Origin of the sequence: Neobacillus sp. YX16 (genome assembly GCF_030123505.1) — a bacterium.
Classification (GTDB): domain Bacteria; phylum Bacillota; class Bacilli; order Bacillales; family Cytobacillaceae; genus Neobacillus.
Map to the genome: position 1 here is coordinate 5,195,072 of NZ_CP126115.1, position 22,465 is coordinate 5,217,536.

23 protein-coding genes are annotated in these 22,465 nt (G+C 41.1%); 4 read left to right on the top strand and 19 right to left on the bottom strand.

Going from position 1 to position 22,465, the window contains the following annotated elements; genetic code table 11:
• Window positions 1–137 precede the first annotated feature (137 nt).
• The 15 genes from trxB to hprK form a co-directional block, all read right to left on the bottom strand.
• The gene (gene trxB / locus QNH48_RS25765) at window positions 138–1,088 is read right to left on the bottom strand and encodes a thioredoxin-disulfide reductase (protein ID WP_095246665.1); all 951 of its coding nucleotides are present in this window, start codon (window positions 1,086–1,088) and stop codon (window positions 138–140) included.
• Between the two features lie 247 nt (window positions 1,089–1,335).
• Entirely contained in the window at window positions 1,336–2,829 is a 1,494-nt protein-coding gene (locus QNH48_RS25770) for a tetratricopeptide repeat protein (protein WP_283952540.1), read from the bottom strand.
• Between the two features lie 182 nt (window positions 2,830–3,011).
• The gene (gene hisIE / locus QNH48_RS25775; protein ID WP_283952541.1) at window positions 3,012–3,629 is read right to left on the bottom strand and encodes a bifunctional phosphoribosyl-AMP cyclohydrolase/phosphoribosyl-ATP diphosphatase HisIE; all 618 of its coding nucleotides are present in this window, start codon (window positions 3,627–3,629) and stop codon (window positions 3,012–3,014) included.
• Window positions 3,626–4,387 carry an imidazole glycerol phosphate synthase subunit HisF gene (gene hisF, locus QNH48_RS25780; protein ID WP_133369069.1) on the bottom strand — a complete coding sequence of 254 codons (762 nt, stop codon included), beginning with the start codon at window positions 4,385–4,387 and terminating at the stop codon, window positions 3,626–3,628. The genes hisIE and hisF overlap by 4 nt, the downstream gene beginning before the upstream one ends.
• Window positions 4,384–5,112: a 1-(5-phosphoribosyl)-5-[(5-phosphoribosylamino)methylideneamino]imidazole-4-carboxamide isomerase gene (gene hisA, locus QNH48_RS25785; protein ID WP_283952542.1), complete on the bottom strand. Its 729-nt coding sequence runs from the start codon at window positions 5,110–5,112 to the stop codon at window positions 4,384–4,386. Before hisA ends, hisF begins: the two co-directional genes overlap by 4 nt.
• Window positions 5,109–5,735 carry an imidazole glycerol phosphate synthase subunit HisH gene (gene hisH, locus QNH48_RS25790; RefSeq protein WP_283952543.1) on the bottom strand — a complete coding sequence of 209 codons (627 nt, stop codon included), beginning with the start codon at window positions 5,733–5,735 and terminating at the stop codon, window positions 5,109–5,111. The genes hisA and hisH overlap by 4 nt, the downstream gene beginning before the upstream one ends.
• Entirely contained in the window at window positions 5,736–6,323 is a 588-nt protein-coding gene (gene hisB, locus QNH48_RS25795; RefSeq protein WP_095246659.1) for an imidazoleglycerol-phosphate dehydratase HisB, read from the bottom strand.
• A 22-nt stretch (window positions 6,324–6,345) separates the two neighbouring features.
• The gene (gene hisD, locus QNH48_RS25800; protein ID WP_283952544.1) at window positions 6,346–7,617 is read right to left on the bottom strand and encodes a histidinol dehydrogenase; all 1,272 of its coding nucleotides are present in this window, start codon (window positions 7,615–7,617) and stop codon (window positions 6,346–6,348) included.
• 1 nt (window position 7,618) lies between these two features.
• Window positions 7,619–8,257: an ATP phosphoribosyltransferase gene (hisG, locus tag QNH48_RS25805; RefSeq protein ID WP_133369065.1), complete on the bottom strand. Its 639-nt coding sequence runs from the start codon at window positions 8,255–8,257 to the stop codon at window positions 7,619–7,621.
• A 1-nt stretch (window position 8,258) separates the two neighbouring features.
• On the bottom strand, window positions 8,259–9,422 hold the full coding sequence (locus tag QNH48_RS25810; protein WP_283952545.1) for an ATP phosphoribosyltransferase regulatory subunit: 1,164 nt from the start codon (window positions 9,420–9,422) through the stop codon (window positions 8,259–8,261).
• A 154-nt stretch (window positions 9,423–9,576) separates the two neighbouring features.
• Window positions 9,577–10,116 (bottom strand): acyltransferase, encoded by a 540-nt coding sequence (locus QNH48_RS25815; RefSeq protein ID WP_283952546.1) that lies wholly within the window; start codon window positions 10,114–10,116, stop codon window positions 9,577–9,579.
• A gap of 2 nt (window positions 10,117–10,118) precedes the next feature.
• Window positions 10,119–10,766 carry a pyrophosphatase PpaX gene (ppaX, locus tag QNH48_RS25820; RefSeq protein WP_283952547.1) on the bottom strand — a complete coding sequence of 216 codons (648 nt, stop codon included), beginning with the start codon at window positions 10,764–10,766 and terminating at the stop codon, window positions 10,119–10,121.
• Window positions 10,756–11,709, bottom strand: coding sequence for a nucleoside recognition domain-containing protein (locus QNH48_RS25825; RefSeq protein WP_283952548.1), 954 nt, complete (start codon window positions 11,707–11,709; stop codon window positions 10,756–10,758). Before QNH48_RS25825 ends, ppaX begins: the two co-directional genes overlap by 11 nt.
• 18 nt (window positions 11,710–11,727) lie before the next feature.
• Window positions 11,728–12,558, bottom strand: a complete 831-nt coding sequence (gene lgt, locus QNH48_RS25830) for a prolipoprotein diacylglyceryl transferase (protein ID WP_283952549.1) — start codon at window positions 12,556–12,558, stop codon at window positions 11,728–11,730.
• 20 nt (window positions 12,559–12,578) lie between these two features.
• Window positions 12,579–13,511 carry an HPr(Ser) kinase/phosphatase gene (gene hprK, locus QNH48_RS25835; protein WP_133369059.1) on the bottom strand — a complete coding sequence of 311 codons (933 nt, stop codon included), beginning with the start codon at window positions 13,509–13,511 and terminating at the stop codon, window positions 12,579–12,581.
• A 369-nt stretch (window positions 13,512–13,880) separates the two neighbouring features.
• Here hprK and nagA point away from each other — a divergent pair, with 369 nt between their 5' ends.
• The 4 genes from nagA (at window position 13,881) to QNH48_RS25855 (ending at window position 17,625) form a co-directional block, all read left to right on the top strand.
• Entirely contained in the window at window positions 13,881–15,068 is a 1,188-nt protein-coding gene (gene nagA, locus QNH48_RS25840; protein WP_283952550.1) for an N-acetylglucosamine-6-phosphate deacetylase, read from the top strand.
• A 4-nt stretch (window positions 15,069–15,072) separates the two neighbouring features.
• On the top strand, window positions 15,073–15,798 hold the full coding sequence (gene nagB / locus QNH48_RS25845) for a glucosamine-6-phosphate deaminase (RefSeq protein WP_283952551.1): 726 nt from the start codon (window positions 15,073–15,075) through the stop codon (window positions 15,796–15,798).
• 26 nt (window positions 15,799–15,824) lie between these two features.
• Window positions 15,825–16,547, top strand: a complete 723-nt coding sequence (locus QNH48_RS25850; RefSeq protein WP_283952552.1) for a GntR family transcriptional regulator — start codon at window positions 15,825–15,827, stop codon at window positions 16,545–16,547.
• Between the two features lie 244 nt (window positions 16,548–16,791).
• Window positions 16,792–17,625 (top strand): N-acetylmuramoyl-L-alanine amidase, encoded by an 834-nt coding sequence (locus tag QNH48_RS25855; RefSeq protein ID WP_095246647.1) that lies wholly within the window; start codon window positions 16,792–16,794, stop codon window positions 17,623–17,625.
• A 28-nt stretch (window positions 17,626–17,653) separates the two neighbouring features.
• Here the strand turns inward: QNH48_RS25855 and QNH48_RS25860 are convergent, their stop codons facing one another.
• The 4 genes from QNH48_RS25860 to uvrA all read right to left on the bottom strand — a co-directional run bounded on the left by QNH48_RS25860 (window position 17,654) and on the right by uvrA (window position 22,461).
• Window positions 17,654–18,013 (bottom strand): phage holin family protein, encoded by a 360-nt coding sequence (locus tag QNH48_RS25860; RefSeq protein WP_095246646.1) that lies wholly within the window; start codon window positions 18,011–18,013, stop codon window positions 17,654–17,656.
• 15 nt (window positions 18,014–18,028) lie between these two features.
• Window positions 18,029–19,144, bottom strand: a complete 1,116-nt coding sequence (locus QNH48_RS25865) for a DUF4097 family beta strand repeat-containing protein (protein ID WP_283952553.1) — start codon at window positions 19,142–19,144, stop codon at window positions 18,029–18,031.
• 35 nt (window positions 19,145–19,179) lie between these two features.
• Window positions 19,180–19,497, bottom strand: a complete 318-nt coding sequence (locus QNH48_RS25870) for a magnetosome magnetite crystal formation protein family (RefSeq protein ID WP_283952554.1) — start codon at window positions 19,495–19,497, stop codon at window positions 19,180–19,182.
• Window positions 19,498–19,584: 87 nt separating this feature from the next.
• Window positions 19,585–22,461 carry an excinuclease ABC subunit UvrA gene (gene uvrA / locus QNH48_RS25875; RefSeq protein ID WP_283952555.1) on the bottom strand — a complete coding sequence of 959 codons (2,877 nt, stop codon included), beginning with the start codon at window positions 22,459–22,461 and terminating at the stop codon, window positions 19,585–19,587.
• Between the last annotated feature and the right edge of the window lie 4 nt (window positions 22,462–22,465).

Below are 22,465 nucleotides of genomic sequence, written 5' to 3' on the forward strand. Positions count from 1 at the left end.
GCACAGGCTTTAAAAGCCTGTGCACCAAGTGAATATTTTAAAGGGGGTCAATTCTTATTTACATTCTACCTTATAAATATTTCACTACTGTTACAACAGAATTAAAACAGGATTACGTTTATGAAAAATTTGTAAATTTACTGCTTAATTTTTAATTCTTCTTTGAGTTCTTCTATATAGTGCTGTGCACTTTGTGCGGCTATACTGCCATCACCCGTAGCAGTAACAATTTGTCTTAAGGTTTTCTCACGAATATCTCCCGCTGCAAAAATCCCTGGTACTTTTGTTTCCATTAGCTCATTTGTTTCGATATAGCCATTTTCATTGGTAATACCTAAGTTCGAAAATGGTTTAGATAACGGGATCATTCCGATATAGATAAACACACCATCTGCAGGAAGCTCCTGCTCCTCACCATTTTGAGTGGAAACAAGGGTTACACTGCCTACTTTTCCATCCTTATCATTAATCGACTTAATGGTATGATTCCAAATGAAGTCAATTTTTTCATTTGCAAATGCACGGTCTTGAAGAATCTTCTGAGCACGAAGTTCATCACGGCGGTGGACAATGGTTACTTTAGAAGCGAATCGTGTTAAATAAACACCTTCTTCAACAGCAGAGTCCCCGCCGCCAATAACATACAATTCCTTTTGTTTAAAAAATGCTCCATCACAAACGGCACAATAGGATACACCGCGGCCGCTAAGTTCCTTCTCCCCTGGTACTCCTACCTTTTTGTATTCAGCACCTGCAGAAATAATGACAGAATAAGCTTTATATTGCTTTGAACCTGCAACAACCGTTTTAACATCACCATTGTCGATAATTTCTTTAATATCGCCATAAGCATATTCCGCGCCAAACTTTTTCGCATGTTCAAACATTTTTGTAGAAAGTTCAGGACCTAGGATACTTTCAAAACCCGGATAGTTTTCAACATCCTCAGTGTTGGCCATTTGACCACCAGGCATACCACGTTCAATCATAAGTGTAGAAAGATTTGCACGAGATGTATAAACAGCAGCTGTCATCCCAGCAGGACCTGCACCAGCGATAATCACATCATAAATTTTTTCCTCAGACATATTTGTCACTCCTTATTTAAAAGCGGAAGCGCCTTGGTCAGGGGCGACAGGCATAAGACGAGCCGGCATAAAGGTTGTTCTTTAACCTTCTTGACGGATTGGCTTATGACCGAGGAAAAAGTGGGTTTTCATTTTCCCCCGAGCCCCTAGGCGCTGCAGCTAGATATAATATATAAAAAAATACGATTAAGTATAGTATTCCCTACTTAATCGTATAAAACAATTGCCATATAGTCCAAAAATCTGCTCAGTTTAGATGTTTATTCACGATCTTTACATATTTTCCAATCGTTGCTGGTGAGATATCATAGCGTTTGGCAATTTCTTGCTGTGACACTTTTTCATTGATTTTCTTATACCAGACATATTCCATTGCTCCAGCCCAAGCACGTTTGTTATTCAAGGTAATCTGTGACTTGAAAATTTCCACAAACACAGAAAACCACAATAAATATAATCCAGACTCAATTGTTCCGATTGGCTGATGTTTCTCATACAGGACCTCAGCGATTTCCTGTGCGGCTTTTATGGAGGAAGGAGTTCCTGACCTAACTAAAGAAACATAATTTTTTTCCATTGATGTAAGCTTTTGATTTTGGTGATAACGTTTAGAAGTGAAGATTTCTTCTGTTTTTCCTGAAACCGAAGCTAAGAAAATGGCAAATAATCGTTCTTCAATATAATCACTTTCTAGTTTTTGAAAAATAGAACCAGCGTGATCCTCAAATCCATTTGCAACTGGTTTTTCCACATTCCAAGGCTCAAACCCTTCTTTATCAGGGTTATGTTCAAGAGCTACTTTCCAAATATTTCGCGCAAAGTTCTCGTGGTTAGTAAAGTAAGACGAGTAGGATAGCCAATAATAGAATGGACCGTCACCGTCAAAACCGTTTTTATAAAGCTTCTTCAGCCAAAAGTACGCAGATTCATATTCACCAATTAAAGCAAAGGTTGCCCCCAATTTAAATTGATGGTCAATCATCATCGGCTGAATTTTCTTTAAGGAATCCATTAAGCGTGTTACAGCTTTCGTCTTTCCTTGGTAATGGGCAAAAACAAGCCGATTACACAAGGCATGCAGATTTCCTGGATTTCTTTCCAATACATCGTCGAGAATAGACTCTGCTTTTTTGGCTTTTCCTAAATAAAAATAGGCGAGAGCTAAGTTGTTATAAGCAGACCAATATTCTGGGTATGCTTCAACGACATCCTTTAAGAGCTCAATCGCTTTTGGGAAATATCCAGATTCCAATAAATCACGAGCCTGCTCCTGCTTAATAATCAGATCGTCTTGTTCATAAAGTTCATCTTCTAAGCCATCCGCTTCAAACGAAAGGAGCTCTAGAAGATCTTCTGTATCTTCGCTAAAATCACCATTAGGTTCTAATTCCAAATACATATTTGCATGATGATACGCATCTTTAAAGAAACCCAAATGGGCATAATTATTTGCTAAAAAATAATGACATTCAGCCATTTCTTCATCAAGATCTTCAAGGATTAAATGCAAGAGTCGATTAGAATTTTCAAACTCACCAAGTTCGGTTGATACTATGGCAAGCTGACAGGTTATCATCGGTTCACCCGGCTCCAGCTGCATCGCCCGTTGAAGATATTTTTTAGCTTTTTTAAAATCACGGCGATGGTATGCTTTAATACCCTTCGTGAAATAATATTCCCCAGTCGGAACAAATGACAGGATCTTTCCCTTTTGAATTCTTGCTTTCGAGTCTTTAATCATGGAGACCTCCATCTATACACAATAAACTAACTTATGTAGTATACCACAATAGGCGCCAGTACGAGAAGGGATAGAACGGCATTGCTAAAATTGGAATTTCCTTCATATGCAAAAACACGCTGCATAACAGCGTGTTTTTGCATATTTGGTGCCTGTCACCGCTAAGCGGTGACATCACCAATTTATCTTTTATGTCTTTCTTCTAATGTTTTCAACACTTCTTTAAACGGCAGTCCTTGTTCGACTAATAAGACTTGTAGGTGGTAGAGGAGGTCGGCGGCTTCCCATTTCAGTTCTTCTTTGTCGCGGTTTTTGGCTGCGATGATGACCTCGGAAGCTTCTTCACCGACTTTTTTCAAGATTTTATCGACGCCTTTTTCGAATAAGTAGGTTGTATACGCCCCTTCTGGACGCTCTTTTTCTCGTTCGATAATCAGGTTCTCTAATGAATGTAAGATTTGATAGTCAGTTAGGCTGGAAGTCGCTCTTTCTGTAACAACTCCCTCTGTGAAGCAGCTCACAGCTCCAGTATGACAGGCAGGACCCTTCGGCTGCACCAGCACAAGAACAGCATCCTGGTCGCAGTCATATTTCACACTTACAACAGACTGAGTGTTCCCACTTGTTGCTCCTTTATGCCAAAGCTCCTGACGGGAGCGGCTGAAGAACCATGTTTCTCCTGTTTCTAGCGTTTTTGTCAGTGATTCCTGATTCATATAAGCTAATGTTAATACTTCTTTTGTATCGGCGTCCTGTACGATAGCAGGTACTAATCCTTTTTCATCAAAACGAATGTTCATCGGACACTCACTCCCTTCTCTTGCAAATAGCTTTTCACTTCATGAACTGAAGTTTCTTTATAATGAAAAATAGAAGCTGCAAGGGCAGCGTCTGCTTTTCCCTTTACAAAAGCCTCTTCAAAATGACTGGCATTTCCAGCACCGCCTGAAGCTATCACTGGAATCGTCACTGCCTCACTCACCGCTTTTGTCAGCTTTAGATCAAAGCCATTTTTCTCACCATCACTATCCATACTGGTCAGTAAGATTTCACCTGCACCAAGTTCAGCAGCTTCTTTTGCCCATTCTATTACTTTGCGCTCCGTAGGTGTCCTGCCGCCATGTGTATACACACGCCATGTTCCAATCTCTTCATCATACTTCGCATCAATGGCAACCACAATACACTGTGTTCCAAAGTAACCTGCCCCTTCAGAAATAAGTTCAGGATTTAAAACCGCTGCCGTATTTAATGACACCTTATCAGCACCGGCACGGAGAATTCGTTTCATATCCTCTAAAGAATTAATACCGCCGCCGACTGTAAAAGGAATAGCAAGCTCCGAAGCAACAGACTTAACTACTTCGACCATGGTTTTTCGTCCTTCTACAGAAGCTGATATATCAAGGAATACAAGCTCATCTGCTCCTTGCTCATCATAAAATCTCGCTAATTCTACTGGGTCGCCGGCATCCCGAAGCTGAACAAATTGAATTCCTTTGACAACTCTTCCTTCTTTTACATCAAGGCAGGGGATAATTCGTTTCGTTAATGTCATTTTCTCACCCCGCCAATGGCAAGTGCTTCCTTTAATGTGAATCGGTTTTCATAAAGGGCCTTCCCAACAATTGCCCCTTTCACTCCCTCCGCATTAAGCGCACTCAAATCTGCTAAGCTGCTCACTCCGCCAGAAGCTATCACCGTTTTTCCCGTGATCTCTGCCATTTCACAAACAGCAGCAATATTAGGGCCAGAAAGCGTGCCATCCGTTGCAATGTCGGTAAAAATAAACGTCCCAGCACCAGCGTCAGCAAAGCGTTTGCTTAGGTCTACAGCCTTCACTTCAGAGGTAGTCAGCCACCCATGTGTTGCCACATAACCATTCTTAGCATCGATACCAACAACAATCTGTTCACCGTACTTCTTAATCATGTCAATCGCAAATTCCGGATTGGAAACAGCAATACTGCCAATAATCACGCGTGTAATCCCATTTTCCAAATAATGAAGGATATCTTCCTCAGAACGAATCCCGCCGCCAATTTGTACTTTTACCTTTAGCTTCTGGGCTGCTTCAATGACAAAACGATCATTAATCCGTTGGCCATCCTTTGCTCCGTCGAGGTCAACCATATGTATCCATTCCGCTCCATCTACTGCAAACGCTCGAGCCATATCAAAAGGTGAATCACCATAAATCGTTTCTTTATCATAATCGCCTTGAAGAAGGCGTACGCAATTCCCGCCGCGCATATCAATTGCTGGATAAATCGTGAGTGTCATCGTACTGCCTTCCTTTCTTCAACTAATTTCAAAAAATTATTCAGCAGCGCCATCCCAAGCTTACTGCTTTTTTCAGGATGAAACTGCATTCCGAATATATTATCCTTGCCCACAACGGCAGATACTTCTTCCTGGTAATTGGCTTTTGCCAGAAGCACCTCTGAATTGTCTGCACTCACATAGTAAGAATGAACAAAATACACATAATCCTCTTCTAAACCTTCCAATAGCGGAGAGGATTTAACGAATTCAAGTTTGTTCCAGCCCATATGCGGGACCTTGTATGTTTCTCCCGCCGGGGTTTTGCCAGGAAAACGGCGTACACTTCCGGGCAATAATCCTAGTCCCTTTGTTAAACCATTTTCATCACTATCTTCAAACAAAAGCTGCATACCAAGGCATATCCCAAGTAGAGGTTTCCCAGTTTCCACGAACTCCTTAATCGTATCAACCTGAAGTACCTCCATCGCATCACGGAAAGAACCTACACCTGGTAGCAGTAAGGCATCAGCACGAAGGAGTTCCTCTTTGTCTCCTGATATAAAATATTCAGCATTCAACCGTTCAAGAGCCTTACTGACACTAAAGAGATTGCCCATACCATAATCGACAATTCCTATCATTTACAACATCCCTTTCGTTGACGGAACTCCTTTGATGCGAGGGTCAATGGTTGTTGCTTCGTCAAGCGCCCGGCCAAGTGCTTTAAAAACAGCCTCAATCATGTGGTGAGTATTGTGTCCGTAATGAACAATCACATGAAGGTTCATCCGCGCTTCAAGGGCAAGCTTCCATAAAAATTCATGAACTAGCTCCGTGTCAAACGTACCTACCTTTGAATTTGGGAACTCCGCACGCATTTCAAGGTGTGGACGATTACTAAGGTCCACTACCACCTGGGCTAATGCTTCATCCATTGGTACAAAGGAATTTCCATAGCGTTTAATTCCTTTTTTATCACCAAGGGCCTCCCGCAATGCCTGTCCAATACAAATCCCGATATCCTCTGTAGTGTGATGGTCATCTACCTCAATATCCCCTTTTGCGTCAACGGAGAGGTTAAATTGTCCGTGTTTCGTGAATAAATCAAGCATATGGCTAAGGAATGGAACTCCTGTTTCAAGTTCAGACTTTCCTTCACCATCAATGTTTAATGATAAGCTGATTTGGGTTTCATTTGTATTTCGTTCAACGCTTGCGTATCTTTCCATGGAAGGGCCCCCTAGCAAATAATTATTGATTTTTAAGTCTTAACTCTACTGCACGCGCATGAGCCTCAAGACCTTCCATGCGTGCAAATTTTACGATTTTTTCTCCATTATCTTTTAACGCTTTTTCACTGTAAATAATGACACTTGATTTCTTTTGAAAATCATCCACATTCAACGGACTTGAAAATCTAGCCGTCCCATTGGTCGGCAGTACATGGTTAGGTCCTGCGAAATAGTCGCCAACTGGCTCTGAACTATAACGGCCAATAAAAATGGCACCAGCATGACGAATTTTCCCAAGCAGCTCCATTCCATTCTCGGTCAGAATTTCAAGATGTTCTGGGGCAAGTTGATTCACTGTTTCAACGGCTTCCTCAATGGATGAAGTCACATAGATTACACCAAAATCAGCAATTGATCTCGAAGCTATTTCCTTACGCGGCAATAATGCCAGCTGTTTCTCCACCTCGACTGCCACCGCTTCCGCTAAAACCATAGAAGGAGTGACAAGGACACTGCATGCACGTGGGTCATGCTCTGCCTGTGATAACAAATCGGCCGCAACCTCATCCGCCCGGGCAGAATCATCAGCGATAATCGCTATTTCACTTGGTCCGGCAATCATATCGATATCAACATCACCGAAAACCTCTCGCTTCGCCAATGCAACATAGATATTACCTGGACCTGTAATTTTATCAACAGGGGAAATAGATTCTGTTCCATATGCCAATGCACCAATGGCCTGAGCCCCGCCGACTTTATAAATTTCTTTCACTCCTGCTTCCTTTGCTGCAACGAGCACAGCTGCTGGAAGTTTTCCATTGCTGTCAGGAGGTGAGACCATCACGATTCTTTTCACTCCAGCTACTTTTGCAGGAATGACATTCATAAGTACCGAAGAAGGATAGGCTGCCGTTCCCCCTGGGACATATACTCCAACAGAGTCAAGAGGAGTGATTTTTTGACCAAGTATACTGCCGTTTTCTTCGGTCGTCATCCATGAAGGACGCAACTGTTTTTCATGGAAGCTTCTGATATTTTCAGCAGCCTCTCTCACAATCGAGATAAACTCAGAATCTACTTGACCATATGCCTCATTTATTTCATTTTCAGTAACGATAAAAGATTCTAATGTGACCCGGTCAAATTTTTCCGTGTAAGCTCGTAACGCTTCATCACCAGCAGAACGAATTTCCGAAATGATTTTTTTTACTACGGCTAACTGCTCCGTTGTTCCCGATTCAATAGACCGTTTAATGGAAACAAGGTCACTCACTTTAACTATTTTCATCCTATTTTACCTCCAAGGAGACAACGCCGCTTAGCCTTGTAACTAATTCGTTAATCCGTTCGTCTTTGATCCGGTAACTTACGGGATTAACGATGAGCCTAGATGTCACATCTTTAATTCTTTCAAATTCCACCAGACCATTTTCGACAAGTGTCCTGCCTGTTGAAACAATATCAACAATTCGATCCGCTAATCCGATTAAGGGCGCAAGCTCAATGGAACCATTTAATTTAATGATTTCAACCTGTTCGCCCTGCTCGCGAAAATAAGCAGCCGCCACATTAGGATATTTCGTTGCCACTTTTGGTGCAACATCATTCATGGCTGTCCCGGGCAGACCGGCAACTGCCAAATAGCAGGCGCTGATTTGTAAATCCAGCAGTTCGTATACATCTCGTTCTTCTTCAAGTAAAACGTCCTTACCTGCGATCCCAACATCTGCAACCCCGTGCTCAACATATGTAGCTACATCCATTGGCTTTGCGAGAATAAAGCGCATGTTCTCCGCTTCAACATCTAGAATTAATTTTCGGGAATCATCGAATTCTGGTGGAAGGTTATAGCCAGCTTTCCGGAGCAATTCTAAAGCTTCTTCAAAAATCCTCCCTTTTGGCATTGCTATCGTTAATTTTGTATTCATTTTAAGCCCCCCCGATTAAAAAGGTGGTATTGGCAAACTTCTTTGTATAAGCATCAAGATTTTTCACACCATTAATATCTTGCAGAACGGTTTTCTTTCCTTCTGCCTTCATGGTTTCAGCTAACTGAAAGGCTTCCTTACGTCTTTCCTGGCTGAAAAAAATACACTCCACGGTACTAGTGACATCTTGCGGACCCATCGCCTCAAGAAGCTTATCAAGCCTAACGGCAAAACCAGTGGCACTCGCTTTTTTTCCAAATTTCTCAATCAATCCGTAACGTCCGCCATTTCCAATTGGAAAGCCGACATTTCCGGCATAGGCTTCAAATAAAATTCCGGAATAATAACTCATATGGCTGACAATGGTAAAATCAAATTTTACAAAGTCCCTTAAGCCATAGTCTGTGATTACCTCCCACAATTCCTTCAGTTCTATCAAGGATTCCTTTCCATAGCCATCCTCAACGATATCAAGTGCTTTACCAATTACCTCATTACCGCCCCTCAATTCCAGCAGCTGAAGCAGTCGCTGCTTATCAATGGAGGATAGAGAATAGGAGTTTACTTGCTCACGATAACCAACAAAATTCTTTTCATATAAAAAACGTCTAAGTGCATTGGCACGTCCATTTGTTCCTAAGATTTGCTTAAATAATTCTTGTGCAAATCCAATATGTCCAACTGATACTTGAAATTGGCTAAGCCCTGCCTTCTTTAAAGATGAAACAAGCAATGCGATTACCTCACCATCGCTTGAAACGGTATCATCATTAATGTACTCTACACCGATTTGCTCAAACTCTGCCGGTCTGCCGCCTTCACGCTGCTGTGCCCTGTATACATTTCCGGCATATGCCAAGCGAAGCGGGAGGTCATTTTCTAACAGACGCGAGGCTGCCACCCTGGCAATCGGAGCCGTCATATCCGGACGAAGCACTAGGGTATGCCCATCTTTATCAAGTAATTTGAAAAGCTCCGGGTCAAGTATGGCGGAGGCTGTTCCAACGGTTTCATAGTATTCTAAAGTAGGTGTGTCAATAAATTGATATCCCCACTGTTTAATTGAGTCTTCCATAAGGGTACGAACACGGTGTTTCTTTTCATATAATTCTGGAAGCGTATCTCTCATGCCTAAAGGCTTTTCAAACATAAATAAACGGCTCATCCAAATCATCCTTTATTTTCAGAATCCTTTAGTTCGCTAATGTGCTAATAAATTAAAGTTTACCTTTTTGTTTAATTTTCGTCAACTGATAACTATAATCCCGCACAAACCAATATTATGTAAAAAAAGCCAGGTTACAAAAACCCAGCCTCTGTTATTCGTTATTCTTTTTCCCATAAATCGGATCTTCGGCCCAGCGTTTTTCCATTTCTTCTTTTGAATAGATGATCCGCATCGGGTTGCCGCCAACGAATGCACCTGCTGGGACATCTTTATGAACAAGTGTCCCAGCGGAAACAATGGCTCCGTCACCAATACGTACCCCTGGAAGGATGGTTGAATTCGCACCAATCATCACTTCACTGCCAATATCAACAGGTCCAAGGCGGTACTCTTTTATCAAATATTCATGAGCAAGTATGGTTGTATTGTATCCAATAACCGTGTTTCGTCCGACACTGATTTTCTCAGGAAACATTACATCAAGCATGACCATTAAGGCGAAGGAAGTCTGATCTCCCACCCTCAGTCCTAAGAAAGTACGATAAAGCCAATTCTTCATCCCTAGAAATGGGGTGTAACGGGCAAGTTGGATCACCATGAAATTTTTCACAACTTTCCAGAATGGAACGGTTTTATAGACATGCCACAAGGAGTTTGCCCCTTCAACAGGGTAGCGGGTGGTGTTCCTCATTCTTATCCCTCTCCGAGAATACTTAATAAATCCGTCATGTTTTCTAACATGAAATCTGGTTCATATTTTGCCAGATACTCTCTTCCTTTTATGGACCAAGCAACACCAGCTGTTTTCGTACCAGCATTTTTGCCGGCCAGCACGTCGTGAAAATTATCTCCTACCATTAAGGCTTCCTCTGGCTTTGAACCTAATTTTTCAAGTGCTAAGAATATAGGTTCGGGATCTGGCTTCACTTTTTTCACATGATCGTAAGCAATCATAACATCAAAATAGGAATCAAGTTTCATCAAGCGAAGACCTTTAAAAGCTACATCCTCACGTTTCGTCGTCACGATTGCTAGCTTATAACCCTTTTTCTTTAATGTCTCTATTGTTTCCATAACACCTACAAATTCTTTCACCAGTGCATCGTGATTTGCAAGATTGTAGGTGCGGTATTCTAAGACCATTTCCTCGACTCGGTCGGGATCCATTTTCCCAAAAACATCGTGAAGGGTTGGGCCTAGAAACGGTAAGACATCCTCCCGGGTGTATTTGCCTGGATAGTATTTTTCAAGTGTGTGTAAATAAGTAGAAATGATTAATTCATTGGTATCAATTAACGTTCCATCTAAGTCAAATAGTATCGTATTTATATTACTTTTCATAAGTTGGTTCTGCTTCCTTTCTACTCAAGATGCCTGACCGTTTCCAAAAGAACCCGACAATCAATGTCAGTGCGATAGCCACACCAATACGAATTAAAAAGAGCGGCCAGACTGGGATTCCAAGTGGGATAAAGATTAGCGTATCTTCCACAACTGCGTGGCAGGCCATTAGAAAAATAAAAGCGAGCGTTAAATCCCTTTTACTCACTCCATCTTCCTCCACTGCCTGAATCACTACTCCTGCACCATAGGCGAGCCCAAATAACAAACCCGCAGCCATGGTCGTAGAAGTATTTTCATTCATCCCTAGACTCTTCGTTATGGGAGACATCCCATTTGAAAACTTCTTTAGCCATTGCAAGTCTTTTAAAATTTGAATAACGATCATCAACGGGATGACAATCATCGATAATTGCAGAATTCCTAGTCCCGCTTTTTCAATCGCTGCGAGTAAAATCGAACCAATTCCCGAAATTTGTTCATCACTTTTTGCTTGAATCATGCCATATTGGGCAGTCTCGCTGCCTCCCTGCCATACTAAGTTGATTATGATTGCAGAAGCAAACGCAAGTCCCAGTCTTGTTACGAGGACCAGCCAAAGCTTTACGCCCACTTTCATAGCAACGCCCGATTCTACAATTAAATTATGAGAAAATGAGAGCATAACAGCTAAAATAAATACTTCTTTTACAGAAAAATCCAGGGTTAGGATAGCACCAATCGCCGCATATAGATTGAGGAAGTTCCCCAAGACGAGCGGTATTGCAGCATCTCCTGACAAGCCAAGCAATTTCATCATTGGTGAAATTGCCTCAATTACCCATGGTAGGACGGGGCTATACTGCAGCAAAGCCACAATCAGGGTTACTGGAAAAATAATTTTCCCCAAGGTCCATGTTGTTTTGATCCCCACCTGAAAACCCTTTTTAATTGAGTTAATCATTTCTCCGATTTCTCCTTCTTAGTGCGTTAAAGCTTGATTGTTTTTGTCTAAGTATCTGTCTTTTGCTAGATTCTTCTTTCTACGGTAAATCAGGATTAATACAGCACCTATAATTAAAGCGATTGAGATGGATTGTGCCATCCTCAGTCCGCCTAGCATTAAACTATCTGTTCTTAAGCCTTCTATGAAGAAACGACCAACAGAATACCAAATTACATAAGTTAGAAATAGCTCCCCGCGGCGAAGGTTCACACGTCTAAGCATTATTAAGATAGCAAATCCAACGATATTCCAAATAGACTCATATAAGAAGGTCGGGTGATAATAGGCACCATTAATATACATTTGATTAATGATAAATTCAGGCAGCTGGAGGTTTTCGAGGAAAGTCCTAGTGACTTCACCTCCGTGTGCTTCCTGATTCATGAAATTTCCCCACCGGCCGATGGCTTGACCTAAAATAATACTTGGTGCAGCAATATCGGCAATTTTCCAAAACGAAATCCCACGTTTTTTAGCAAAAACATAGGCTGTTACAACGGAACCAATTAGTGCTCCATGGATAGCAATGCCGCCATTCCAAATCTGAATGATTTGACCTGGATGCTGTGAATAATAGCCCCATTCAAAAATAACATAATATAATCGTGCAGAAAGGATGGCAATAGGGATTGCCCAAAGCATTAAGTCTGCAAAGGTATCCTTTGGAAGTCCCCGCTTATCGCCTTCTCTAATAGCAAGAAAAAGTGCCAATGCTAAACCGGATCCAATAATAAGACCATACCAATGTACTGAAATCGGTCCTAAGGAAAATGCGATTGGGTCAAGCGGCTGTATAGTTGAATTCATACCATGTCTCCTTTTTTAAATTATTCCTCGTGTTCTCCGTCCTCAATAACATCAGATAGGCGTTCTGTAAATTGCTGTGCAGCATTGACGCCCATTCTTTTTAGTCGATAGTTCATTGCGGCTACTTCAATAATGACAGCCAGGTTTCGGCCAGGACGGACCGGAACGGTGATTTTTGTAATCTCCGTATCAATGATTTTCATTTTTTCATCATCTAAACCTAGACGGTCATATTGCTTCGCGGCATCCCAAATTTCTAGGTTAATAACTAGCGTAATTCGTTTATTGCTGCGAACGGCGCCAGCTCCAAAAAGAGTCATGACATTAATAATCCCTAGTCCGCGAATTTCTAATAAATGCTCAATTAGATCTGGAGAGGTTCCAACAAGTGTATCTTGATCTTCCTGTCGAATCTCTACACAGTCATCAGCGACAAGTCTGTGCCCGCGTTTAACCAGCTCTAATGCTGTTTCACTTTTACCAACACCACTTTTCCCGGTAATTAATACCCCAATCCCATAGATGTCGACTAACACCCCATGTACAGCAGTGGTCGGTGCAAGCTTACTTTCTAAAAAGTTTGTTAACCGGCTTGAAAAACGTGTTGTTTTCATGTTAGATTGCAGCAATGGAACAGATTCACGTTCAGAGGCTTCGATAAGCTCCTTCGGGACCTCAAGTCCTCTAGTAACGATAATCGCCGGTGTAATGTCTGTGCATAACCGTTCCATTCTTGTTATCCGTTCAGATTGTGATAATTTCTCAAAAAAGGATAACTCTGTTTTTCCTAATAATTGGATTCGTTCAGCAGGATAATATTCGAAATATCCAGCCAATTCAATCCCCGGCCTAGAAATATCACTTGTAGTAATCGGACGATTTATTCCCTCTTCCCCGCTAACTAATTCCAAATGAAATCTTTCATGAATATCCTTTGTGCGTACCTTTGGCAAAAGTTTTCCTCCTTATCCGAAAAGCGGAAGCGCCTTGCACAGGGGCGACAGGCATAAGACAAGCCGGCGAAAAGGTTGTTCTATACCTTTTTGACGGATTGGCTTATGACCGAGGAAAAAGTGGTTTTTCATTTTCCCCCGAGCCCCTTGGCGCTGCAGCTAGACAGTCAACATGGCTTAACTAAATTAATTTCTTCTTATTTTAGCATTATTTAATTAATTTTCATAACCAAATGGAAGTTATTCGGTTTTTAATACAATCTGCATTAAATGGGAAAAATTAATAAGAATGAAACACTCAACTGGTATAGACAACTATTCCACACGAAGCTATAATAAACTCATAAAGGTACTATTTTTGAAATGGAGATGAAGATTTTGAGCCTACTTTTAATGGTTCATGGCAAGGCAGTTTTAGAAAATGAAGTAGCAGAATCTATCTATATTAATATTGAACATGGAAAAATCAAAGATATTGGTCCCATTGAAGCTCTTCCTTCCCATTTAAAAGATGTTGAGAAAATAGAAATTTCTAAGGACCAACATGTAGTTCCCGGTTTTATTGATGTCCATATTCATGGAGCTGCAGGTTCAGATACCATGGATGCGACGATAGAAGCGTTAGAAACAATGGCTAGAGCACTCCCGGCTGAAGGCACGACAAGCTTTTTAGCCACAACCATTACCCAAAAACACGAAAGTATCGAAAATGCTCTAAAAAATGCAGCACTTTACCTAAAAGGACACAATGACTCTGGTAAATCAGACATTCTCGGCGTTCATTTAGAAGGTCCGTTTATCAATGCAAAACGAGCCGGAGCACAGCCGAAGGAATACATTATCGATCCTGATATTGAATTATTTAAGCATTGGCAAGAGCTTGCTGAAGGAAGCATTAAATTAGTAACGGTTGCCCCTGAACTTGAGAACGGGACAAACTTTGTTACCTATTTACATGAAAATGATGTGATTGCTTCTATTGGTCACTCCGACGCAATTTACGAAGAGATGGAAAAGGCCGTTGAGGCAGGAGCCAAACAGGTGACACATTTATTTAATGGCATGAGAGGAATCCATCATCGTGAACCTGGGGTTGCCGGTTCCGCTCTTCTTTTTAAAGAATTAATGGTGGAATTAATTGCTGATGGGATTCATGTTCGTCCAGAGGTAATGAAGCTTGTCATTAATGCTAAAGGAACAGAGGGCATGATTTTAATAACGGACGCAATGAGGGCAAAATGTCTTAAAAATGGAATTTATGATCTTGGTGGGCAGGATGTATCCGTTGCAGATGGAAAGGCTCTTCTAGCCGACGGAACACTTGCTGGCAGTATTTTAAAAATGAACGACTCAATAAAAAACATCCTAGAAGCTGCAGATATTTCTCTACCAGAAGCTGTACAAATGGCTAGTGTGAATCCTGCCAAACAATTGAAAGTCTATGACACTAAAGGAAGTATTTCCGTAGGAAAAGATGCGGATATAGCGATTTTATCGAATGCATATCAAGTTGAACTGACAATCTGCCGTGGGGAAATTGCATATAAAAAGGGGTAATAACATGAAATTAATTCGTACAGAAAATTATGCAGAGATGAGCTTAGAGGCTGGAAAAATCATCGTAGACAAAGTACGTTCTAACCCAATCCTAACGCTGGGATTGGCAACAGGGAGCACCCCAAAAGGTGTTTATGATTATTTAATCCAGGATCATGAGGCGAATAGAACAACGTATACGAAGGTTAAATCTGTCAATTTAGATGAATATATCGGACTTCCTGCAAAGGACCCAAATAGCTACCATTATTTCATGAACCAAACTTTATTTAAACATTTGGATATTAGCGAAAATGATACTCATATTCCAAATGGTACAGCAAGCGATTTAGAACAGGAATGTCTTCGTTATGAACAGCTCATTAAAGAGCTCGGAGGAGTTGACCTGCAACTTCTCGGTATCGGACAAAATGGCCATATTGGTTTTAACGAACCAGGGACTGCCTTTAGCAGCAGAACTCATATCGTAACGTTAGCCCAAAATACAAGGGAAGCGAACTCAAGATTTTTCAACTCTCTTGAAGAAGTGCCTACACATGCGATTACCATGGGGATTGCTTCCATCCTTGATAGCAAAGAAATTCTCCTGCTAGTTTCAGGAGAAAGAAAAGCCGAAGCATTAAACAGGTTTGTTAATGGAGAAATAAGCGAGGATTTCCCTGCCTCTGCACTAAAGTACCATGAAAATGTAACTGTCATTGCTGATAGAGATGCATTAAAATATATCTAGTACTTTTCTTCCGAGGAGGTGTTTAAATGATAAACAAAAATTCACCGGTTCCCATTTATCATCAACTAGAAGAGTACATTAAACAGCAAATAGAGAATGGCGTTTTAAAGGAAGAAAGTGTCATTCCCTCGGAACGGGAATTTGCAGAGCGGTTCCAAATAAGCCGAATGACAGTCAGACAGGCCATTAATAATCTGGTTTCGGAAGGCTATTTAAAAAGACAAAAAGGCAGAGGCACATTTGTTACTAAGAAAAAGGTTGAACAAGAATTACAGGGAATGACAAGTTTTACGGAGGACATGCTCTCAAGGGGAATGAACCCAAGCAGCATCTTGTTATCCTTTCAAATCATCCCTGCTGACAAAAAGTCAGCTCTTGCCCTTAGGATAGAAGAAGCTGACTCTATTTATAAAATAAAGCGGATTCGTTTAGCGGATGGTGCCCCAATGGCACTTGAAACGGCCTATATCCCTGTCGAAATTGTTCCAGGGCTGACAGAAGAAAACAGCAACCTGTCTCTTTACCAATACATCGAGGAAAATCTTGCTCTTTCGATAAGGGAAGCGACTCAGGAAATTGAAGCATCTACAGCTGATACTCTTGACTCAGAAACCTTGGAAATTAATATCGGCGACCCCATCCTTTTGATAGAGCGGATTTCTTATTTACAAGAGGGAATACCCTTTGAATTGGTAAAGTCGACCTTCCGTGCAGATCGATATCGCTTTGTTCATACCATGAAACGCTAAGAAAAGCGAAAGCGCCTTGCTTAGGGGCGACAGGCATAAGACGAGCCGGCGAGAAGGTTGGTCTTTACCTTCTTGACGGATTGGCTTATGACCCCGAGCCCCTAGGCGCTGCAGCTAGACAGTAAAAAGCAATTGACCTTCAATAGGTCAATTGCTTTTTTTTTCACAAATTGTGTCCACTTTTGCTTTTTACCCATATGATAATAGTGAGCTAAATATTCATGACATAAGGAGAGTGATAAAAATGAAATTCATGCTCGATGCGGGCCACGGCTATAACACAGCTGGAAAAAGAACGATTGATGGAATGCGGGAATACGAATTCACCAGAAAGGTAGCCGCTTTTGCGAGAGACATGCTAACCTCCTATCAAAATGTTACCGTCTATTTTGCCCACTCTGATGACCGAGATGTTCCGTTGCAAGAGCGGACAAATGCTGCCAACCGTCTAAATGTCGATGCGTATGTGTCCATTCACGCTAACGCCTATGGATCCACCTGGAATGACGCTAACGGAATTGAGACCTACGTATATACGACGAATCATCAGGAGACTTATCAATTAGCACAAAAGGTTCAAAACAATATGGTCTCGTTAACAGGTCTTAGAAGTCGCGGCGTTAAAACCGCAAATTTCCACGTACTTCGTGAAACAAATATGCCTGCCATTCTTGTTGAATGTGGCTTTATGACCAATAGAAATGAAGCAGGGCTAATGCGTACAGATGATTACCAAAGAAAATGTGCTCAAGCCATTGTCAATGCACTTGCAGCCCAATATAATTTGACCAAAAAACAGACTGCACCAACACCAAAACCTCCTACACCTAACCCGCCAAGTAATCCTACCCCGCCTGTTCGTTCAGATTTATTTAGAGTTCAAGCTGGTGCTTTTTCCGAAAAGAGCAATGCAGATGCGCACGTTACGAAGCTAAAATCCGATGGATTTGAAGCATTTGTTTTTTCTGATGGCTTATACAAAGTACAAGCTGGTGCTTTCTCTGAACGAAAAAATGCAGAAGCTCTCGTAGCACGCTTAAAAGCCAAAGGATACCAAGCGTTTATTCTGACTGATTAACAGCAAAAACTAGCGCAAGATGGATGCGCTAGTTTTTTTTAGATGGTTTAAGAAGTGTTTTATCCAGAACCAGTGTGAATATTGACATGATAACAGAGGCTAATAATGCCATTCCGAAACCTGCAATTTCAAACGCGTCCCCCATCAAATAATCGGTTATCTCAAGAGTTATCGCATTAATAACAAATAAGAATAGACCTAATGTTAAAATTGTTGCAGGTAAGGTTAAAATTACTAGAATCGGGCGAACGATGATATTTATTATCGATAATAAAAAGCTTGCTGAAAGGGCTGCCGCAAATCCCTCCAGCGCAAAGCTTTCAGAAAAGTAGCCTGCAATTGCCATGAACAAAACACCATTGATTAAGATTCCAATCAACCATTTCATTTATCAAATCTCCTATTAATTGCTTACCTCATCCGATTTATGGAGTGTAATCGATCCTGTTTTCGTATCGACAAATACCTTTAACATGCGGTCAGGATGATTAACCGATTGAAAGCGAAGCATTTTTTGAATCATTTCACTTTTTTCCTCAAGGACCTGAATTCCATCAAGCTTAATATTAAAGCCGCCGAGATTTGTTTTTAATTCGCCACTAGCAGCCACTCCATCAGGAATATACAAATCAATTCCGCCTGTCGTTGCTTTAGCCGCAATTAATTCACAGCGAGATCCCGTTAAGTTATAGGTAGTATTCCCGTTTAACGTTTGCGTTTCAACCTTTCTAAAGTCACCATCGAGCTTAATGGCACCATTTATGGTTTCAACTTCAAGGGCATCAATTGCACTCGTCTGAAGGGTAATATGACCATTAGCTGTTTCAATTTCTGCCCTTTTCCCGTTTAAACGAGCGAGTTCAATTTTCCCATTGGCTGTTTTCATACGCAAATCACCTATCGTTAATTCTTCACCTGATATAGGGCCATTGAACATTCTTACACGAACGCGTTCATATTCAGCTTGAGGAACATAAACTACCGCGTCGACCTTCATCCATTTTTGCTGAGTCATGAACCGCAATTTTTGTCCATCAATCGCAAAGAGGACATCCTTCAAAAAGTTTTCCCGAGCTTGTTCTGAGTTCTCTACACGATATACCTTTGCCTGGCATTCAATCCGAACATCATTTTGATCCCAAGGAACAAGTTTGAGTGAGCCATTGGCGAGATCAATATCCATTTCACGTAAGTATACATCGCCCTGATGAAAGATATGCGAAATTTCAACAGACTGACCGAAATTCAAATCAAAGTCTAGGTCCTTAATTTTTTTCAAAGCATTATCGACAAAATCAAAAATTTTATCCTTTGCTGAGTGAACTTTTCCATGTGTCGACTCTTCCTTCTTTGCTTCTTCGAACTTAAAGGCAGTCGAGATTTCTTGTGCAATTTGTTCTTGCTTTTGATCCATCGTTTGCCCAGCTTTTTCAAGTTCTTCTAGTAAAGTTAATGCCTCATCAACATTAAGCTTTCCATCCTCAACCATTTTTAATATTCTTTTACGTTCTTCCTTCATTGTTATCCACTCCAATAAATGTATTTCATTAGATCCTATTCCATCATTAAGGCTTTTACGCCTTTTATCACATTCCAGATGGTGACAATTAGACTAATTAAGATTAATATACCGGCCGAAACTAGTGTAAAAACAGGAATGGCATCATTGTTTATAGCATTAAGATCACTAAAAATAGCGAATATAAGCAGTGGTACAGGTATAAGTGGGATTAAATGCGATAAGAATGCCTTTTTCGCATGGCTTTTCGTTACGTCGTCTCCAGATGCAAGCATTACAACAAACGGAAACAGAATTCCTGCAAAGAAAATACTAAAGTAACATAATCCTGAAAGAACCTTTCGAGTATCCATTGATAATCACTCCCCCTTATTGAATATTTACGTATGGGGAATATGAAAGTTTCAACATATCTATAAAAAAAGCTAAAACGCAAGGTTTTAGCTTTTTCCAATCGTCTCTTTTTCATGTATTTGCTCTTTCATTCGTAACCGGTCTCGCTCTAAAATCGGTTTTAAGTATTTGCCTGTATAAGATCCTGGCGCATCAGCTACCTTTTCAGGTGTTCCGGTAGCGACAATCGTACCGCCCTTGTCTCCACCCTCTGGACCAAGGTCAATAATGTAGTCAGTTGCTTTAATGACATCTAAATTGTGCTCAATAACGAGTACGGTGTCGCCATTTTCAACGAGTCTCTGAAGGACGACTAATAATCTAGAAATATCGTCAACATGAAGACCTGTTGTCGGTTCATCTAAAATATAGAAGGATTTACCGTTTGAACGTTTATGAAGTTCAGACGCTAGCTTCACACGCTGTGCTTCCCCGCCTGACAGAGTGGTAGCAGGCTGACCGAGTGTTATATAACCTAAACCTACATCCTTGATGGTTTGCAGCTTTCGGCTGATTTTAGGAACATTCTCAAAAAATTCTACTGCTGTTTCGACGGTCATATCAAGAATTTCAGAAATGCTCTTCCCTTTATATTTTACCTCAAGTGTCTCACGGTTATATCGCTTTCCATGACAAACCTCACATGGAACATAGACGTCAGGCAGGAAATGCATTTCAATTTTGATAATTCCATCGCCACGGCAGGCTTCACAACGGCCGCCCTTAACATTAAAGCTAAAACGTCCTTTTTTATAGCCGCGGACCTTCGCTTCATTCGTTGTCGAAAACAAGTCACGGATATCATCAAAAACTCCCGTGTACGTTGCCGGATTAGAACGTGGTGTTCTGCCAATTGGAGATTGGTCGATGTCGATTACCTTATCTAAATTCTCAATACCTAAGATATCCTTATGTTCTCCAGGCTTTGTTTTAGCACGGTTAAGCTTCTGGGAAAGTGTTTTAAGGAGGATTTCATTGATTAACGTACTTTTCCCAGATCCGGAAACACCCGTCACGGCAATAAACATCCCTAATGGAATTTTCGCATTTACGTTTCGTAAATTGTTCTCGGCGGCACCTTTTATTTCGATATACCTGCCATCTGGCTTGCGACGTTCTATCGGGAGTGGAATAAACCTTTTACCTGATAAATACTGGCCAGTCAATGAATTAGGATGTGCCATTACTTCGGCGGGTGTTCCTGCTGCAATGACTTGTCCACCGTGGATTCCTGCACCAGGACCAATATCGATTAGATAATCTGCCGCTATCATCGTATCTTCATCATGTTCAACCACAATCAAGGTGTTTCCGATATCACGCATGTTTTGCAGTGTTCCTATTAAGCGGTCGTTATCACGTTGATGAAGTCCAATCGATGGTTCGTCTAGTATGTAGAGAACACCTGTTAACTTAGAACCAATTTGGGTAGCCAAACGAATCCGCTGTGCTTCTCCTCCTGAAAGAGTACCTGCAGCTCGTCCTAAGCTCAAGTAATCTAGTCCAACATTCATAAGGAATCCAAGCCGCTCTCGAATTTCTTGGAAAATTAATTTTCCGATTTGCATTTCTTTGTCCGTTAATTTTAATTCATTAAAGAACTGATTGGATTCTTCAATCGATAACTCTGTTAGTTGGGAAATATGGCGTCCTGAAATAAGAACAGCTAAAGTTTCCTTCTTTAAACGATGACCTTTACAGACCTGGCATGGCTGCTCGCCCATATATTTCTCCATTTGCTCCCGAATCCAATCAGAGCTGGTCTCTTTATAGCGGCGTTCTACATTACGTATGACACCCTCAAATTCAATATGACCTTCACGGATCTGTCCAAAATCATTCTCATAGCGGAAATAAATTTTATCACCTTTGGATCCATAAAGAACTTTTTCGATAAGGTGGGGAGGGATGTCCTTGAAAGGCATGTCCATATCTACCCCATAATGATTGCATACCGCTTCAAGAAGCTGCGGATAATACTGCGAGCTAGTTGGCTCCCATGGAGCAATCGCATGCTGTTTTAATGATAATTCCTTATTCGGTATCACAAGGTCAACATCGACTTCGAGCTTTGAACCAAGTCCATCACACTCAGGACAGGCACCAAAAGGGCTATTAAACGAAAACATTCTCGGTTCTAATTCACCGATTGAAAAACCACAATGTGGACAGGCATGGTTTTCACTGAAAAGAAGCTCCTCTTCTCCAATAACATCGACAATAACCTTTCCTTCGCCTAGACGTAAGGCCGTTTCAAGCGAGTCTGCAATTCTCGCGGAAATCCCTTCCTTTACGACTATGCGGTCAATTACAACTTCAATGGAATGCTTTTTGTTCTTGTCTAAAACAATCTCATCACCAAGGTCAAGCATTTCTCCGTTGACACGAACTCGTACGTAACCTTGTTTTTTTATATCCTCTAATACTTTAACATGCATTCCTTTTCGTCCAGAAATGACGGGAGCAAGGATTTGCATTTTGGTTCGCTCTGGGTATTCCATGATTCTGTCTACCATTTGTTCAATCGTTTGTGAGGAGATTTCGATATTGTGGATTGGACATGTTGGTCTGCCGACGCGGGCAAAGAGTAAGCGCAAATAATCATAAATTTCCGTCACCGTCCCCACGGTTGAACGTGGGTTTTTGCTTGTTGTTTTTTGATCAATTGAAATTGCAGGAGACAATCCTTCAATGGAATCAACATCAGGTTTATCCATCTGCCCTAAGAATTGTCGTGCGTATGCAGATAATGACTCTACATAGCGGCGCTGTCCTTCCGCGTATATCGTATCAAATGCAAGGGAGGACTTTCCTGAACCAGAAAGTCCTGTGATCACAACAAGCTTATCTCTCGGAATGGTGACATCTATATTTTTTAAATTATGGGCTCTGGCGCCTTTTACAATCAATTTATCCATCGCCATGGTT

What these genes read in the sequence shown, in the direction of transcription:
- QNH48_RS25825 (WP_283952548.1), bottom strand. Translation starts at nt 11,709, where the DNA reads ATGATTAACTCAATTAAAAAGGGTTTTCAGGTGGGGATCAAAACAACA.
- QNH48_RS25810 (WP_283952545.1), bottom strand. Translation starts at nt 9,422, where the DNA reads ATGAGCCGTTTATTTATGTTTGAAAAGCCTTTAGGCATGAGAGATACG.
- QNH48_RS25855 (WP_095246647.1), top strand. Translation starts at nt 16,792, where the DNA reads ATGAAATTCATGCTCGATGCGGGCCACGGCTATAACACAGCTGGAAAA.
- lgt (WP_283952549.1), bottom strand. Translation starts at nt 12,558, where the DNA reads ATGAATTCAACTATACAGCCGCTTGACCCAATCGCATTTTCCTTAGGA.
- nagA (WP_283952550.1), top strand. Translation starts at nt 13,881, where the DNA reads ATGAAGATTTTGAGCCTACTTTTAATGGTTCATGGCAAGGCAGTTTTA.
- QNH48_RS25850 (WP_283952552.1), top strand. Translation starts at nt 15,825, where the DNA reads ATGATAAACAAAAATTCACCGGTTCCCATTTATCATCAACTAGAAGAG.
- hisB (WP_095246659.1), bottom strand. Translation starts at nt 6,323, where the DNA reads ATGGAAAGATACGCAAGCGTTGAACGAAATACAAATGAAACCCAAATC.
- hisIE (WP_283952541.1), bottom strand. Translation starts at nt 3,629, where the DNA reads ATGAACATTCGTTTTGATGAAAAAGGATTAGTACCTGCTATCGTACAG.
- hisG (WP_133369065.1), bottom strand. Translation starts at nt 8,257, where the DNA reads ATGAATACAAAATTAACGATAGCAATGCCAAAAGGGAGGATTTTTGAA.
- QNH48_RS25870 (WP_283952554.1), bottom strand. Translation starts at nt 19,497, where the DNA reads ATGGATACTCGAAAGGTTCTTTCAGGATTATGTTACTTTAGTATTTTC.
- QNH48_RS25860 (WP_095246646.1), bottom strand. Translation starts at nt 18,013, where the DNA reads ATGAAATGGTTGATTGGAATCTTAATCAATGGTGTTTTGTTCATGGCA.
- ppaX (WP_283952547.1), bottom strand. Translation starts at nt 10,766, where the DNA reads ATGAAAAGTAATATAAATACGATACTATTTGACTTAGATGGAACGTTA.
- hisH (WP_283952543.1), bottom strand. Translation starts at nt 5,735, where the DNA reads ATGATAGGAATTGTCGATTATGGTATGGGCAATCTCTTTAGTGTCAGT.
- QNH48_RS25770 (WP_283952540.1), bottom strand. Translation starts at nt 2,829, where the DNA reads ATGATTAAAGACTCGAAAGCAAGAATTCAAAAGGGAAAGATCCTGTCA.
- QNH48_RS25815 (WP_283952546.1), bottom strand. Translation starts at nt 10,116, where the DNA reads ATGAGGAACACCACCCGCTACCCTGTTGAAGGGGCAAACTCCTTGTGG.
- hisD (WP_283952544.1), bottom strand. Translation starts at nt 7,617, where the DNA reads ATGAAAATAGTTAAAGTGAGTGACCTTGTTTCCATTAAACGGTCTATT.
- QNH48_RS25865 (WP_283952553.1), bottom strand. Translation starts at nt 19,144, where the DNA reads ATGAAGGAAGAACGTAAAAGAATATTAAAAATGGTTGAGGATGGAAAG.
- hisA (WP_283952542.1), bottom strand. Translation starts at nt 5,112, where the DNA reads ATGACACTCACGATTTATCCAGCAATTGATATGCGCGGCGGGAATTGC.
- nagB (WP_283952551.1), top strand. Translation starts at nt 15,073, where the DNA reads ATGAAATTAATTCGTACAGAAAATTATGCAGAGATGAGCTTAGAGGCT.
- trxB (WP_095246665.1), bottom strand. Translation starts at nt 1,088, where the DNA reads ATGTCTGAGGAAAAAATTTATGATGTGATTATCGCTGGTGCAGGTCCT.
- hisF (WP_133369069.1), bottom strand. Translation starts at nt 4,387, where the DNA reads ATGACATTAACGAAACGAATTATCCCCTGCCTTGATGTAAAAGAAGGA.
- uvrA (WP_283952555.1), bottom strand. Translation starts at nt 22,461, where the DNA reads ATGGCGATGGATAAATTGATTGTAAAAGGCGCCAGAGCCCATAATTTA.